At 40.9% G+C, this 16,424-nt stretch carries 13 protein-coding genes and 1 pseudogene; 5 read left to right on the top strand and 9 right to left on the bottom strand.

The window, feature by feature from the left end; all coding sequences use genetic code 11:
• Nucleotides 1-9 precede the first annotated feature (9 nt).
• Nucleotides 10-1,011: a glycerate kinase gene (locus D1367_RS01465; protein WP_410477547.1), complete on the top strand. Its 1,002-nt coding sequence runs from the start codon at nt 10-12 to the stop codon at nt 1,009-1,011.
• Here D1367_RS01465 and D1367_RS01470 read toward each other — a convergent pair.
• The gene (locus D1367_RS01470) at nt 988-2,481 is read right to left on the bottom strand and encodes a tetratricopeptide repeat protein (RefSeq protein WP_118162043.1); all 1,494 of its coding nucleotides are present in this window, start codon (nt 2,479-2,481) and stop codon (nt 988-990) included. The genes D1367_RS01465 and D1367_RS01470 overlap by 24 nt on opposite strands.
• 81 nt (nt 2,482-2,562) lie before the next feature.
• On the opposite strand from D1367_RS01470, the gene D1367_RS01475 reads away from it, so the two are divergent.
• Nucleotides 2,563-2,835, top strand: coding sequence for a hypothetical protein (locus D1367_RS01475; protein ID WP_118162045.1), 273 nt, complete (start codon nt 2,563-2,565; stop codon nt 2,833-2,835).
• 506 nt (nt 2,836-3,341) lie between these two features.
• On the opposite strand, the gene D1367_RS01480 is transcribed toward D1367_RS01475, so the two are convergent.
• The 7 genes and pseudogenes from D1367_RS01480 to D1367_RS01515 form a co-directional block, all read right to left on the bottom strand.
• Nucleotides 3,342-3,977 (bottom strand): restriction endonuclease subunit R, encoded by a 636-nt coding sequence (locus D1367_RS01480; RefSeq protein ID WP_118162047.1) that lies wholly within the window; start codon nt 3,975-3,977, stop codon nt 3,342-3,344.
• Nucleotides 3,978-4,273: 296 nt separating this feature from the next.
• A complete protein-coding gene (hisS, locus tag D1367_RS01485) occupies nt 4,274-5,662 on the bottom strand; it encodes a histidine--tRNA ligase (RefSeq protein WP_118162049.1) in 1,389 nt (462 codons plus the stop codon).
• Between the two features lie 146 nt (nt 5,663-5,808).
• Nucleotides 5,809-6,255, bottom strand: coding sequence for a DUF3598 family protein (locus D1367_RS01490; protein WP_118162051.1), 447 nt, complete (start codon nt 6,253-6,255; stop codon nt 5,809-5,811).
• Between the two features lie 128 nt (nt 6,256-6,383).
• Nucleotides 6,384-6,533 (bottom strand): annotated as a pseudogene (locus tag D1367_RS01495) (3-phosphoshikimate 1-carboxyvinyltransferase); the annotation flags it as partial.
• Between the two features lie 399 nt (nt 6,534-6,932).
• Nucleotides 6,933-7,139 (bottom strand): hypothetical protein, encoded by a 207-nt coding sequence (locus D1367_RS01500; protein ID WP_118162054.1) that lies wholly within the window; start codon nt 7,137-7,139, stop codon nt 6,933-6,935.
• A gap of 523 nt (nt 7,140-7,662) precedes the next feature.
• Nucleotides 7,663-9,081, bottom strand: a complete 1,419-nt coding sequence (locus tag D1367_RS01510) for an aldehyde dehydrogenase family protein (RefSeq protein WP_118162057.1) — start codon at nt 9,079-9,081, stop codon at nt 7,663-7,665.
• A gap of 118 nt (nt 9,082-9,199) precedes the next feature.
• The gene (locus tag D1367_RS01515) at nt 9,200-10,243 is read right to left on the bottom strand and encodes a nitrilase-related carbon-nitrogen hydrolase (RefSeq protein ID WP_118162059.1); all 1,044 of its coding nucleotides are present in this window, start codon (nt 10,241-10,243) and stop codon (nt 9,200-9,202) included.
• Nucleotides 10,244-10,481: 238 nt separating this feature from the next.
• Between D1367_RS01515 and D1367_RS01520 the strand changes: the two genes are divergently transcribed.
• The 3 genes from D1367_RS01520 to D1367_RS01525 all read left to right on the top strand — a co-directional run bounded on the left by D1367_RS01520 (nt 10,482) and on the right by D1367_RS01525 (nt 13,342).
• Nucleotides 10,482-10,700: a hypothetical protein gene (locus D1367_RS01520; protein ID WP_228674674.1), complete on the top strand. Its 219-nt coding sequence runs from the start codon at nt 10,482-10,484 to the stop codon at nt 10,698-10,700.
• A 6-nt stretch (nt 10,701-10,706) separates the two neighbouring features.
• Nucleotides 10,707-10,976 carry a hypothetical protein gene (locus D1367_RS30010; protein ID WP_147337320.1) on the top strand — a complete coding sequence of 90 codons (270 nt, stop codon included), beginning with the start codon at nt 10,707-10,709 and terminating at the stop codon, nt 10,974-10,976.
• Nucleotides 10,977-11,740: 764 nt separating this feature from the next.
• On the top strand, nt 11,741-13,342 hold the full coding sequence (locus D1367_RS01525) for a sensor histidine kinase (protein ID WP_118162061.1): 1,602 nt from the start codon (nt 11,741-11,743) through the stop codon (nt 13,340-13,342).
• Between the two features lie 320 nt (nt 13,343-13,662).
• Here the strand turns inward: D1367_RS01525 and pbpC are convergent, their stop codons facing one another.
• Nucleotides 13,663-16,038 carry a penicillin-binding protein 1C gene (gene pbpC, locus D1367_RS01535; RefSeq protein WP_118162067.1) on the bottom strand — a complete coding sequence of 792 codons (2,376 nt, stop codon included), beginning with the start codon at nt 16,036-16,038 and terminating at the stop codon, nt 13,663-13,665.
• Nucleotides 16,039-16,424 lie beyond the last annotated feature (386 nt).

Genomic DNA, 16,424 nt, shown 5'->3' on the forward strand with positions numbered 1-16,424 from the left:
ATGAGGGAAATGGAGAAGCAGCAAGCAATAGAAGCGGCGTTAGCAGATGGGTTAAGGGCAAAAGCTTTTGGCATCACGCCGGAAAATGTCGATGAGATGATAGAAAAGCGATCGCATTTACTAAAATCTGTCTTCCCAGCTTTTAGCCAATTCTGCCAAACTACTTTTCAAGTCGAACCCCAGGAAATGTTACAGGTGTTGTGGGACTTGTGGCTACCTTTGGGAATCAAATTAGCATCGCAGCGCCAACAGTTAGAACGCCCCCTAATTCAAGGAATATTGGGAGGACAAGGCACTGGTAAAACCACAATGTCTAAGGTTCTCAGTTTGATTCTCGATCAGTTGGGATATCGGACTGTGAGTTTATCTTTGGATGACTTATATAAAACTTACAGCGATCGCTTACTTTTAACACAGCAAGATCCCCGCTTGATTTGGCGCGGGCCACCAGGAACCCACGATGTAGATTTAGGTTTAAATGTACTAGATCAGATTCGCCAGTTACAAAGTCCTGTGATGCTTCCCCGCTTTGATAAATCTGCTTTTGGAGGTGCTGGCGATCGCACTACTCCAGAAATCGTTACAGGTATAGATATTGTACTATTTGAAGGTTGGTTTGTGGGTGTGCGACCAATTAATCCAGATGTATTTGACACTGCACCACCGCCAATTATTACAGATGAAGATAAAGCATTTGCCCGTGATATTAATCATCGTCTTTACAATTATTTACCACTGTGGGAGCGATTAGACAGCTTAATTGTGCTATATCCAACTGATTACCGTTGTTCTTTAGAGTGGCGCAAACAAGCGGAACAGCAGATGATTGCTGCGGGTAAATCGGGGATGAGCAATGCAGAGATAGAGCAATTTGTCAATTATTTTTGGCGATCGCTTCACCCGGAATTATTCATCAAGCCGTTGGTAAAAGATGCGACATTGGTTGATCTAGTGATTGAGATAAATGGCGATCGTAGTATTGGTAAATTAATACAAATTCGTAATTCGTAATTCGTAATTATTGTAGAGACGCGATTCATCGCGTCTATTTAATTTCCAAGTAGACAGTTGTTTTTGAATCTCAGACATGGGATAAGCCAAATCTCGGCCTTCACCTTTTTTTTGACCAAAGACAATACCTAAAAGTTGATTTTGCGAATCAAGCACAGGACTGCCAGAATAACCAGGTTTGAGTAAAGCTTGAGATATTTCTAATTGGTGGTTTTGATAGCTGATTTGTCCTGATTCCATTGACCAAGATTTATCTTCACCTCTTTGAGCAGAATGACCGATAATCTGAATGGGCATTTTTGGACTGATCGCACTTGAGGAAATAGGTAGAGGCTGGATATCTTCTGGCAGTTTACCAATAACTTCCAAAACGGCTAAATCGAGTTCTTTGTCTGTAGTTATTTTGAATAGCTTGGCATCTCGCCGCATTCGCACTCGGTTTGATGGCGGTGAACTGAAAAATTCTACTTGGATATTTTTACCCTGTTCATAGCCATCAAAAATGACATGACGATTAGTGAGGATCAATGTGCGGTTGTCTTCTCGCTTAATTACTACACCAGTTCCACTTTCAGTTCCCTGGCGTTCAATACTCAGAGGAAAATTCGCAGTGATCCGTACCACAGAACGCTTAAGTGGGAGAGTTGGATCATCTTTAGGCAACCATTGGCGATCGTCTTCTACGCTTGCTAGTTTATTCTGTTGCTCTGTCCATAATCGCCTTGCTTCTATATTGTTATTACTGGCATAGACAAAATTGGGGTCAATTTCTTCTGCTTTGTCAAAGTGATCAATGGCTTGTTTTAGTTCTCCTTGCTCTTGGAATGATAAACCCAAGGCAGTATGAGCAGCAGTATGAGGCGTGGTTGGAGTTCGAGAATTATCATCTGGCAATGTTAAGGCTTTTTGCAAGGCGGCAACTGCTGCATCTAATTTCTTCTGCTCCCTCAGGGCATTGCCGAGATTGTTGTAAGCAGTAGCATAGTTGGGGTTGAGTTGAATTGCTTTTTCGTAGGCGGCAACTGCTGCATCTAATTTCTTCTGCTGTCTCAGGGCATTGCCTAGACCATTGTAAGCAATAGCCAACTTAGGGTTAAGTTGCAAGGCTTTCTGGTGAGATGCTAATGCCTCCTCTGATTTCCCTTGAGCATTTAGCACATTCCCTATACCCACGTAAGCTTCAGCATCATTAGGATTGAGTTGCAATGCTTTCTGGTGAGCGGCTAACGCTTCATCTATTTTCCCCTGTCGCCGCAAAGCATTCCCTAAATTGTTATAAGCTTTGCCGTTATTGGGTTCAAGTTCCAAAACTTTACGCCAAATCGTTTCAGCTTGGGAGTTGTTACCCACTGTTTCGGCAGCGTCGCCTTGTTGAAATAGCTGTTCTATATTGTTTTGAGCAACTACAAGCTGGGGTGTTGTAGCCAAAGATAAAATTAAAAATAAAGTAGTAAATATACGGTTGTGCATAATGATGCTAATACCTTATCAGATTGTATCAGGAGTCACGGAAAACTCGCCAAAAACCTGATGAATCTTTGATATATAGTTGTGAATGAGTCTTTAATACTCGCGGACGAGTCTTTGATACTCGTGAACGAGTCTTTGATACTCGCTGACGAGTCTTTGATACTCGCGGACGAGTCTTTGATACTCGTGAATGAGTCTTTGAACTCCGTCAACGAGTCTTTGATACTCGTTAACGAGTCTTTGATACTCGCGGACGAGTCTTTGATACTCGTGAATGAGTCTTTGATACTCGCGGACGAGTCTTTGATACTCGTGAATGAGTCTTTGATACTCGTTAACGCGGTTTGCAGTTGAGTTTAACAAGTGGTAGGGGTTTAAGTCCTCTGCTTCTATCAAGCAGCGCGTGAAAGTGTCGGGGTCTAAATCCCCGTCACAAAACGTAATTGCGAACTTGTACTGAGCGCAGCCGAAGTATTGCGAATTGCGAATTGCGAATTGTTTTAATATAGACCTAACAAGAACAACCCCAACGCTAGTAGGGCTTGTCATGACCCAGATTTTTTGTAACAGTCAAAGTATTGCGCTTCACCCATATCCCGCCCAGAACTTAAGTTCTGGGCTAATAGCTCAAGTCCACTCAAGTGGACTAAAATTTTTGTTGAGTCCTCTTGAGAGGACTTAAGCTATTAGCCTTGGAATAGAATTCCAAGGCGGGATAGCAACGAAGTGAGAGATTAAAAAATATTGGTAATCACAAACCCTACTAGCGTTGGGGAGTAAGGCTCCTTGGGGAGAGGTTAAAGTTTATTACAGACAAAAGCGATCGCTTAAATAATTCTTACCATGCGATATATTTTTTATTAAAGCTGGCAAATTGCTTTTAAAACTTGTAACAACTGACTTGAACGCTCTCGTTCCATTAAATTTAATTCCGGCAACAGATAATAAATAGGGGGATTTCCTTGTTCAATATAGACAAACTGATAACTTCTACCATTTGTCACTAATCCCCAAACTGATTTTTGATTATCTAAATTTTTATAAGAGTATGTGAGTAGCTGAGGTAAACCAGTTGAAATATCAACCTGACTATTTTTAGATTCAATTAACAGTACCCAAAAATATGTTTGAGGTTTAGTATGTTTAGCTTTACTAACAGCTAAAATATCAAATCTGCCTTTAATTTTAATATCTTCATCTTCAACTTCAATCTCAGCAATATTCTCCTCTAAAACAATCTCGATAGGATAGCGATAAAAACCAGCTAATCTTAATAAAGGAGCAACAGCAAGAAACTTTACCTGACCTTCAGAAACTTTCCCTGCTGTAAGGTAGCGTCGAAAGTCATTTCTAATTTGCAGAAGTTCTTGCTGTTCTACTTCCGTAAGAGGTTCCAGAGATAAGTAGTTAGAAAATGAGTCACTGTATTGTTCTTGAAAGCCAAACAGACGCTGAACTTCTTCTAAGGATAAATTACGAGCGTTGAGAATTGTCATATATTTTTGCTTGATTAAGGTGAAACCCAATCGAAATTCCCTACATAAAATCCAACACGCTTTGTGTTAGTGTCAAAAACAATAAACTGCGTAGGTTGGGTTGAACTTAAGTGTTACCCAACATGAACAAGGATAAAATGTTGGGTTTCGTTCCTCAACCCAACCTACAGATATTATAAGTGTTTAACCTAACCTGATATTAGCCCACGGAGGTGGGCTTTGTTTCTGTAGCCGCGAATTCCATTCGCCATTGCTTAAGTTGATACTGCTGTAAAATATAGAACTTTCGTAGTATATTAGCCAAGTCTTCTTTTAACTTCTTCAGCCAAATCTACTAGTAGCACTTCTACTTGCTCACCTGTTTTCAAATCTTTCAGCGATGACTTTTGTGCTGCTGCTTCTTCGGAACCAATAATTACACAAAATTGAATTCCTTGTTTATCGGCTAGCTGAAATTGTTTACCCAAGGGACGTTTATCAAAGTTAGTGATAACATTAATTCCAGCCTGACGCAGATGTTGCGAAACTTTTAAATAAGTTGGCATTAAATCTTCTTGCATATTCACTACCATCACCTGGGCTGGTGTAGCAGCTAAGGTACTAAGAATACCAGCTTTTAACAAGCGACTAATTAAGCGAGTTAATCCTATAGAAATACCTACACCAGGCATTTTTTCACCCAAGAATACCCCGACTAATTCTTCATATCTGCCGCCAGAACAGATACTACCTAAAGCTTCATGTCCTAATAAGGTTGTTTCGTAAACTGTACCAGTATAGTAATCAAGTCCACGGGCAATTGATAAATCAATACAGAAACGATTTTCGGCAACTCCAAGATTACGCACGCCTGCAATTACCGTTTCTAATTCGCTAATTCCCAGGCTTAATTGCTCTGTTTCTGATAAATTTTGGGCGAGATGCTTAAGCTTATCTAATACTTCATCAACGGAACCATCTATTTTAATAAAATCAATAATTTTTTGAGTCTGTTCTCCTGAAACTCCCTCTTTCTCTAACTCTTGCTTTACTTTAGTTTCACCAATTTTTTCTAAATTATCAACAATACCAATACACGATTTAATTTTATCTTCAGTAATTCCTACTGACTTAAAAAAGCCTGTAAGGACTTTACGATTATTGATGCGAATCAAAAAATCACCAATATTTATTGCTTCAAATATCTCAGTGATAATTGCAGGCATTTGAGCATCATAGAGCAAGCTGAGTTCACGACGAGCAACCACATCAATATCGCACTGGCGGAACTGACGAAAACGCCCATCTTTCGCTCGTTCACCACGAAAAACTACATCCATTTGGTAGCGGGCAAAGGGAAAGGTTAACTCATTCAGATGACGGGCAATATACGCTGCTAATGGAACTGTTTGGTCAAACTTTAAAGCTCTTGCTTCTGAACCAGTTTCGCCTGATTTATCTCTCTCGGCTTGCCGATTTGGTGGCAGGATGGGGTCAATGCCATAAATGATATTGTCGCCTTGATTCCCTTTAGCTTGCAGCACTTCTAAACGTTCTACAGCAGGTGTTTCGATGGGCGTAAATCCATAGCTTTCAAAAACTCTACGGATGATATCTAGTAAATATAATTCTAGACGCTTTTCGCTAGGCAGAAATTCTGGGAAACCACTAGGAGTAGAAAAGTTTATTTTGTCACCTTTTGCCATGCGTGTACCTTACTAAGTTGAAATTGATAAAAGCCTAACGACTGGAAATCGTGGCTACACAAACTCTAGTCCGCACTTCGACAGGCTCAGTGGCCACCTGCGCGGACTAGAGAATAATGATTGGTTATCTCTGAGCGAATAAATTACTATCTTAGCCGTTCTTCTTGAATTAAGGTGCGTTGAAAGATTTGGTTGTTCTTAAACCAATGCCACGTTCGGGCACGATAGTTATTGTCAGGACTAATGTAGATCATTTCGTATAAACTCATTTCTGGGTTTGTTTTATAACTAAACCGCAAAATCACAATTGAATCATCGGCTTCCCAGGCTTTTCCATCTATGCGATCGGTGTCAAACCAAAGTTTATTATCTTTATAGATTCCGGGGAATTCATACTCCTCTTGTTTACCATCAGACCATTTATAGCGATTGATTTGGTAGTAGGGATGAGGCCCATTTTCGGGAAATTGACAAGTTAAGTGAGATTCATACTTGTCGAGGATTTTTCCGGCGGTATCAATTACTGTATAAGTTCCTACCCAATCTCCTTCATGACGGGCAAGTACGGGCATACCTTCTCGAATATTTGACATTGCAATTCACCTTTTATTGTTCTAACATTTGGAAAAATCGAGTAAAGTAATCGGGAAAGGTTTTCGCTGTACAACCAGGGTCTTTTATTACAATGCCTGAACCTTTAAGCCAGTGACAGCAAATGCCAGTCTTCACTAAATAAGGCATTTTCTAAAATCGAGTCACCTGGCGCTAAGGCCGCGACGAGTAATGCCCGATCGCTAATACTTTTAGAAACAGGAATCTCTACCGTGGCATCTACTGGGCGATTCAGAACAGGGATTGCAATGGTATCCATTTTAAATCTCTGTACAGGTAGTCAGCTACAACTTAATTATGTTCGCATATTATGAGTGAGGAGTGAGGAAGGTTGTCAGCACAATTCGCAATTCGCTTTTTCGCCCATTCGCAATTAAAGCCCCAGGATTTATCCGCTTGCTCTGAACCCTGCATTGTTTAAAATTTATCTATCCATAAATAAATTTAGTTGCTCTGTACCATCAAGGAATAATTGGTCAAAGACGGCTTTAATCGTTGCTGGCATAACTTGACGCGATGCATAACGAATTCCGTTTTCTTCCAAGCGATGCCTGCGGCGGGCTACGCCTACGCGTTTATCGTCGGCTTCTAATGTTCTTCTGTATCCACACCAATATCTTTCGTCAGTCCCGCTGACTGCGATCGCCAGTTGACGCTTTTATTGTCCACGCCCTGGCTTGCAATCTGCAAAACCCAATGCCTCTGTGTCGAGAAAACTTGCGATCGCCATCTCAATAACTGCTTCGATTGGATATTCAATTTCAGTAGCACGAGCAATTAGAGCGACGCGAATTCTTTCAGGTAAGCATCCTAAAATAACTTCGGCATCATTGGGGGAAAGTTGCTCTTGGAGTTTTGCTTGCATCGCTTTACTACCCTTCGGTTGGAATTTGGACGTTGTAAGGAGGTTCGCTAGCTCTTAAAATAATGGCTTCTAGCTCCAATAGTAACGTAGGGTTTTCCCAATATGAAATGAATTGCACTGCGATTGGCACATCTTCATCGTTATACCAGACCACTGACCAAGTAAACGAATAAGCTCGTGTTCTGAACGAATAAGCTCGTGTTCTGAACGAATGAACTCGTGTTCTGAACGAATGAACTCGTGTTCTGAACGAATGAACTCGTGTTCTGAACGAATGAACTCGTGTTCTGAACGAATGAACTCGTGTTCTGAACGAATGAACTCGTGTTCTGAACGAATGAACTCGTGTTCTGAACGAATGAACTCGTGTTCTGAACGAATGGCCTCGTGTTCTGAACCAAAACATCAAAATTCTTCCAGGTGCTTTGGTTATCGTAGACGAAACTGTGTCAGAAGCGATGTCTACGACGGGCTACGCCTACGCCATTGGTTAAGCTAATGAGTTACATAGTAATGATGGCAGTCACTCCCCAGTCTCAAACCACCAAGGGTCATTAGTATCGTTAGTTTTAATCAAAATAGCTTTTTTTCGCATGAACCGTTTCAGCGCGGCTGCACCCATGCGTGACCCTCCCATACCGGAGAATTTGAAGGCGTTTTTCTCTCCCTCGTGCATGAGGGCAGTAAGTGCAGCATCGTTGATACTAATAGCACCTGCATCTATCTGTTGGGCAACTTCTAAGGCTTCGGCTTCTGAGGCAAAGACAGCAGCACTCAATCCATAAATTGAGTCGTTCGCTAAAGACACTGCTTCTTCTACTTTGGAAAAAGACATTACTGGCATAATGGGGCCGAAAGTCTCTTCGGTCATCACTTTCATGGAATGATTAACCTGGGTGAGAACTGTTGGACGACACCACCAACCCCCACCTAAATCTTCTATTACGCCGCCGCAGTGAATTACTGCTCCCTTTTCCACTGCATCTAAAAGATGGTTGCTAATAATTGCTGCTTGTTTTTCGGCGATGATGGGGCCAATTTCTCCACTTTCGACTGTGGGGTAGGCTAGTTGAAGGCGATGTGCTTTCGCTACTAGTTGATGGTAAAATTTTTCAAATATCGATTCAGCAACATAAATTCGCTCAATTGATAAACACGACTGTCCGGTGTTGACGACGGAACCCCACAATATTGCTGAAGTTGCTAATTCTAAATTGGCTGATTCTAAAACGATCGCAGGGTCTTTTCCTCCTAATTCCAAAAAAGCCGGAATAAACTGTTTAGCAGCCGCTTCAGCTACTTTTCGCCCTGTTGCTACACTGCCTGTAAAGCATACCAAATCTACATTATCAATCAAAGCAGATCCAGTTTCGCCTGCTCCTTCAACAAAAGTTAATACGTCGCGCAATTCAGGAACGACGCTGATTGCTGTTTTCAGTGGTGCTACGAAGCGGGGAGCAATTTCACTGGGTTTAACAATGACAGCACAACCCGCCAGTAATGCCGGAATGGTATCAATGGTTGATAGTAACAGTGGAAAATTCCACGGGCTAATTACCCCAACTAGCGGATAAGGAACCGATGTTTGTTGCAAAGCGATAAAGGGAATTGCTGTGTTTTTGGCAGAATCTTGTAGCAATTCCGGCGCTAACTTACACCAGCGATCGATGCTAGAGAGGAAAGAATCTATTTCTAATACTGAGGTCGATAATCTTCCGGTATCATTTACCAAAGCTTCTGTGAGGCGATCGCGCCCTGATAATATCGCTTCCTTCCACTGCTGTAAGGCTTCAATTCTCCCCTCTAAACCCAGTTGCTGCCAGCGAACTTGCGCCCTGCGGGTGCGCTTACATTGTTGTGCCAGCAGCCTTGGGGGCGGCGGGATAATTACGTAGTCAAATTTGCCAGTTCGGGGATTGCGGACTTCTATTGGTTTTGTCATTGGGAGTTAGGAGTTAGGAGTTAGGAGTTAGGAGTTAGGAGTTAGAAGTTAGGAGTTAGAAGTTAGGAGTTATTTTTTTGTATTCCAATGCCCCATGACCAATGCCCCATTCCCCAATTCAAATAATTCCCAGTTTGGCTAACCGTTCAATAGTGGCTTGCTGCGTTTGGAGGAAGTGTTTGCGGTCTACTTCTGTTTCCAGCATAGTATTAGCGGGGTAAAAGTGTGATTGGCGATAACTTTCGGCGTATAGTTCAAATCGTTGGCGGGAAAGTAAATTATTTAACCCCGGTCGGCGGCGATCGCGGCGTAATGCTCCTAAATCAATCTCGGCAAATGCTGCCATGCTCTCACCTGCACCTGTTTCTGCTAAAACGATTCCGCGATGATCAATGATTTTAGAACCACCATCAGCCGAAGCAATGGGGATAGCAATATTAGCGATGCCTGCGGTATTGGCTGAAACTACGTAAGCGAGATTTTCGACGGCGCGAGTGATTTTTGCCGCATCTTTGGGCGTGAGGTTTTTGTTGTATACTTCCGAGGTGGAATGGACAAAAATCTCCGCTCCTCGCATCGCCAGACACCGGGCTACTTCTGGATACAAAATTTCTTCTGATGCTAAAGCTGCCAAATTACCGATCTCCGTTTTGGCTACGGGGAAAACTCCCTCTAAACCATAGCAGTCAAGATATTTATCCCAAACATCATGGGGTGTGGGAGCAAATAAGGAATTTAGCCGCCGATATCGCAAAATAATTGAGCCAGAAGGGTCAATAATAAAGCAGGTTTGGAAGTACAATCCGGGAAAGTTGGGGTCAACTTCGTAGGCGTTACCAGCCAAAAAGATTTTATGCTTTTGGGCAATTTTACCAAGTGCTTCATACTCAGCACCAGCCATTTCTATACAAGCTTTTTCTGCCCATCCTAAGAGAGAATCTCCCATTGGGAAACCAGTCAGGAAATATTCTGGCAGTACAATTAAACGACAATCGAAGCCAATGAAAGCGATACTGGCAGCAATTTGTTGTGCTAGGCGGTTGATGGAGTTTTGCATAAGCGATCGCGCTTGGAGGCGATCGCTTGTTTGGTTGACTGCATGACAGGTAACTTGCAGCGCCAAGGCCCGAAAGGAGTTTAGATGATCGGTGTTATCTGCCATGCGGTGTCCAAATTTTCTTACTACCTTATATAAAAGCAAAAAACCAGCATCTAGCTTATGTCAGCACAATTCGCTTTTTCGCCCATTCGCAATTAAAGCCCCAGGATTTATCCGCTTGCTCTGAACCCTGCATTGTTTAAAATTTATCTATCCATAAATAAATTTAGGGGCTTGTACCATCAAGGAATAATTGGTCAGAATTATTCTTAAATCTTCTACTGAACCAGAACAACTGTAAATGGTCTACAAAGAGACACCCGCCTGGATTTTCTTACTCTTGCTGCAAAAGGAACTGTTCGATTTGATTCAGTGGTATCGCAAGGAAGGTTATCAAGCCGATGTCCGGCGTTTACCAGAAGAGGAGTTTCCTGGACTTCTGACCACATTTAGGGAATTTTTGGCAGAAACCAACTGGGCAAATGCGGAACTCACCTACGAGAGTCTGCGATCGCATTAGTACACCGTGGCAAAAGTTTGCCTACCTTTAACCCAATACAGTTCAAATAAGACGAAAACACTTGTAGAGACGGCGATTTATCGCGTCTCTTGTCAAAACGGCGATTTATCGCGTCTCTTGTCAAAACGGCGATTTATCGCGTCTCTTGTCAAAACGGCGATTTATCGCGTCTCTTGTCAAAACGGCGATTTATCGCGTCTCAAAAACCCAAAATTTTTGCCAGTAGCCCTTAACCCAAGCGTATTGACCTTTAATCATGAAAAAGAATTGTTTTGATGTAGCACTGCTACGTCTCTACAAGGGTTCTCGGTAACGCAGATTTAATTTATGGAGATGTCTAACCTACCATTTCATTACGGACAGAAAGCCCAAAATTAAAGCATGTCTGACTTTTGAGCAGAAATAAAAAGGTACAGAGCAACTAAATTTATTTATGGGCTTGGTAAATTTTTGAATGCGTGAATGCGTTACTTCCGCCTTGCGGTACTAGCTCGTTGCCCATATCAAGTAACACATTCATCGAATTCAGAACTGTGGTAAACAGCCCATTAACTAAATTATGATAAAGCTATTGTAGCAACATACTTAAGTAGACGGGCACAATAAAATATAATCCTGTCACTTTGAGTAGAACATAGACGCTAAAGCTGGCTTCCCGTAGGGTAGTGAAATAAAGCAGTCACAGGGTTATTAGATTGCTTTGCAACTGGACAAGACACTCTGCGATGGCGTACCCGCCCTTTCCGGTGGCGATCGCACCTTATCAATCGATGATTCCTCATTTAGATTGCTTTGCCCTTACTCTAAATTCAGTAATTTTACTGTAACTTCATAGAAAATATTTTTTATTATACTTAATTATAAAAATAAAAATAATTTTCTCAGTAAATATAGACAAATCATTATAAAAACAAATACTAATAAGTTAGTTCTTTTGTTATTAGTATACTTATGGCTTTTGATTTAGATAAAACTTTTCATATAGAAGAGTATTAAAGATTAATGCCCAATTATCATATATCTAAAAAAATATTATCAAAATGCACCTGCCTAATAAACTAAGATTCGTTCCCTCTCAAATAGTAACTGTCACTTTACTGCTGACATTACTCTTGTTTATTCCTCAAATTTTGCTTAACTGGCAAGCATATCAAAATTTTAATAGTATTATTAAAAATGAATTTAAACTCCAAATGCTGAGTGATGAAATTACTTATCTTGATGAAGTCTTAACGATGTCAGCACGGATGAATGCTGCTACAGGAAAAATTATTTGGGAAGAACGGTATCGCCAATTTGAACCTAAACTCGATCTTGCCATTAAAGAATCTATTAAACTCGCTCCTAAAGTATATGAGAATGAGGATGCTAAAAAAGTTGATGCTGCTAATCAGCGCTTAGTTGCAATTGAATATAAATCTTTTGAACTAGTTAAAAACAATCAAAAAGAGATAGCACAACTACTACTTTTTAACCGAGAGTATGAAAATCAAAAACAAATTTATGCTGATGGTGTTGCTAAAAGAAACCGTAATATATCACTTCAGTTACAGCAGAAAGTTGATGATTATTACAAAAGAATTTTTTGGGGAGTTGTAGTATCTATTATAAGTTTAGCAATGCTGATTCCGGCATGGCTTTTAGTATTAAATATATTACAGCAATACTTAAAAGCTAAAAAAATTGCTCAAGCCGCCTTAGAAGAAACGAATTATCGGTTAGAAATGCAAGTTGCAGAGAGAACGGCAAAGCTAAAACACAAAAATAATCAATTACAACAGACACTGCAAGAATTGCAACACGCTCAAGTACAACTTATTCAAACTGAAAAAATGTCCTCATTAGGTCAGCTAGTTGCTGGTGTTGCTCATGAAATTAATAATCCAGTTAATTTCATTTATGGTAACCTGATGCATGTTAGACAATATAGTCAAGACTTACTCAGTTTAATTAACCTGTATCAGCAACAAAAATTTAATTACAACCCAGAACTAAATAGTTTTATTGATGAGATAGATTTAGAGTTTATTATTGATGATCTGCCGAAAATATTATCCTCAATGGCAGTTGGTACTGACCGCATTCGTGAGATTGTGCTAACTTTGCGTAACTTCTCGCGTCTTGATGAAGCAGAAATGAAAGCTGTTGATATTCATGAAGGAATTGATAGTACGCTATTAATTTTACAGTATCGTCTCAAAGGAAAGCAGAAACAGCAAGAAATTGCAATAATCAAAGATTATGGTGATTTGCCTCTTGTTGAATGTTATGCGGGAGGACTAAATCAAGTATTTATGAATATTTTAAGTAACGCTATTGATGCTTTATATGAATGGGAAGACGAGTGTTTAAAAGGAGAGGTTCAAAAACACCTTAGCTCTATTATTGTCCATACTCAAGTTAAGAATGAATGCGTAGTTATTAGTATTAAAGATAATGGGCCAGGAATACCAGAGGAAGTTAAGGTTAAATTGTTTGATCCTTTCTTTACTACTAAGCCTATAGGTAAAGGCACTGGCTTAGGATTATCTATTAGTTACCAAATTATAGTAGATAAGCACAAGGGAAAAATCGAGTGTATTTCTGCACCTGGTAAGGGCACAGAGTTTTTGATTGAGATTCCAATTAAGCAGATGCGGTAAGCAAATATATACACTGTGCAGCTTATACCATTTCACTTTAACAATGATACAAATAGGCTCTTTTGGGGCATGGCGCAATGGCACTAAGAAAAGCCCAAAGACTTATTGTATCCTCGTTCCCAGCCTGGAGGCTGGGAACGAGTTACGAGAGGCTCTGCCTCTTGTCAAGCTATGGAGGCGGAGCCTCCAAGAATGGGTTCCCAGCCTGGAGGCTGGGAACCAGTTCGGACAAGGGCTGTATCTTAACTTAGTGCCATTCAGCTATGAGCCTTGAACTTTAGTTCGAGGCGGGTGAGGCAGGTAATCCCTGCCTTTTTTAATTATGGAGGATTCCCTTTTACCTGAGAATTACTAATAGAAAATCCTCGACGCGTAGGTTTAATACTAGCTAATTCCACCTGAAAACTTACCTTGTCGGTCATTTCCCCGCTTCTTGCTTCCAAAGTCCACTTACCAGGATGTAAATTCCAAAATAAAGAATTAGCTGAGTTTGTATCTAGTTTTTCCCCATTTAGCCACCATTCAACAAGCGCAGATTTATTTCCTGCTAACTTAAATTCGAGTTTTTGCTTCGCTGCTTCACCTGGATACAGTAAAAATAAATCGCCATGATGCGGAGATAAAATTCTAAAATTACTAGAAACAAGATTCGATTGCTGTTGTTTTGCCAACCACTCATCATACTCTGGTGGTAAATTGAATTGATTGTCACTTTCGTAGGCAATTTTATCTTCTGGATAGAAATATTCCTGCACAACTGAGGTACAATCGGGTGTTGGTCGTAACCCCGAAATTGCACAAACAGGTAATTGCACTAAACCTTCTGGAGGTGGAAAATCTGCTGGTTCTTGATGTTCGTGCAGATGTAACATAATTCGATTCCACAAGGGTGCAGCCCCGGTAACACCTGAAACCTGACGCATCGGTTCCCCGTTGAAATTGCCTACCCAAGTAGCGACGGTGTAATCTGTGGTAAAACCAACTGTCCAAGTATCCCGAAAATTAGAAGAAGTGCCAGTTTTAACAGCCGAAGGAAAGGGTAAATTTAACACCGAGTTTACACCAAAAGCTGTTGCACGAGCATGGTTGTCACTGAGTATGTTGGTAATCAATTGCCAAATTGTGTGATTGGGGAGTGTGTAACTTGTAGAGACGCGATGAATCGCGTCTGTAGGGATTGGGGAATTAGAAAATGTGCTTACTAAAGGAATCGCATCTCCGAATCGTGCCATAGTAACGTAAGCTCTAGCTAGTTCCCATAAACTGACTTCGCCACTACCGAGAGTTAACCCTAAACCGTAATGTTCTGGGGTTTGATTAAGGTGTTCAAAGCCCAGTTGATGCAGACGTTCTAAGAAAGTTTTTACGCCTACTTTTTCTAAAACCCTCACTGCGGGTACATTTAGGGAATTTGCTAAAGCGATTCGCATCCGTACAGGGCCAAGGAAGCGTTCGGTGTAATCTGTGGGGCTATAAAGTTTCGCGCCGGGAATTGCATAACGGGCGGGTACATCTGCCAAAATGGTATTTGGAAGAATTAAACCTTTTTCTAAAGCTAATTCATAGACAAAAGGCTTGAGGGTAGAACCTGGTTGACGTAGCGCTTGCACTCCATCATTGCGTCCTAGTTTGGCTTCATTAAAGTAATCAGGCGAACCAACATAAGCCAAAACTTCACCAGTGTGGTTGTCAATCACCAACGCAGCTGCATCATGGACATTGTTGGCGGCGATAGAAGAAATCACCTGTTGCACCTGTGCTTCGACAAACTGCTGTAAAGGGCGATTTATAGTCGTGCGAATAACGGATTGCTCCCCCCTAACCCCCCTTTTTAAGGGGGGAATTAAGCCCCCTTTTTCAAGGGGGGTTGGGGGGATTTGATTGGCTAACCAAAACAAAAAGTGTGGTGCGGCGATAATTCCCCGTTGGCGAGATTGAAACACAACCTTTTCGGCAGATGTTCGGGCAGCCATCGCACCACTAATATATTTTTCCTGTACCATCCGATTAAGCACGTATTTTTGTCGCTGCTTCAGCCGTTCCCAATGCTGGTAAGGGTTAAAGTATGTGGGATTATTGGGAATAGCAGCCAATAAACTAGCTTGAGCAAGATTCAATTCACTAGCTGGGATAGAAAAATAAGTCTGCGCTGCTGCTTCCACACCATATATATTCCCTCCCATTGGCAGCCGATTGATATATGCAGAGAGAATTTCATCTTTGTTCATCCCTGCTGCTAACCGCCAAGATAGCCAAATCTCGCTCATTTTACCAGAGAAACTGCGCGGCACTGGATCTAACATCCGCGCTAACTGCATAGTAATAGTGGAAGCGCCGGAAATAATTCGTTTCGCGTGGATGGCTTCTTTGCTGGCGCGGATAACAGCTTTCATATCCAACGCCCCGTGATGGTAAAAGCTGCCATCTTCGGCGGCTAAAATAGCATGGATAAACTGGGGCGAAACCTGATTTAGTGGTACTACTGATGTATGCTCTTGGTCACGGGTGAGCAATGTTCCTAATGGTAAACCATTGCGATCGCTAAATTGCATTGCCAACTGATTTTGGGCAATATCTGCGGCACGAATGGGCGCAAAATAAGGTAGTAGACGTACCACCAGACAGATTATCACCACAGCTAGGATAACCTTACTAGTGCGCTTAAGTTTGAGTAGCGATCGTAAAATTAGTTTCATCAGGGAATCCCTGCCCAAGAAAACTTACCTTAATTTTGACGCAAAGATTATTACATCAGTAAATATGTCAAATACTTAATAATTAATTTTTCCTAACTTAGCAGATATAAATTAATATTTGCAGAACTTAAATACTTCTTCATAGTTAAGATTTGTAGTGATTTTGCGGAACAATCACACAGTATTGGTTATCTATGTAAATAAACATAGTTAAATCCAATATTTAAGTAAAAAATAGTCATCAGCCTTTCCTTATTAGTCTTGGCATTGCCAACTCAATGAGGGAATGCAAACTTTTGTTGTCTATAATTAGTGAATTTTTATTTTGAATTACTAAAAATATGATTATCAAAGCTTTCATCCGTTTACACCAAAAAATTCTCTAT

The organism is Nostoc sphaeroides, from assembly GCF_003443655.1.
Lineage (GTDB): Bacteria > Cyanobacteriota > Cyanobacteriia > Cyanobacteriales > Nostocaceae > Nostoc > Nostoc sphaeroides.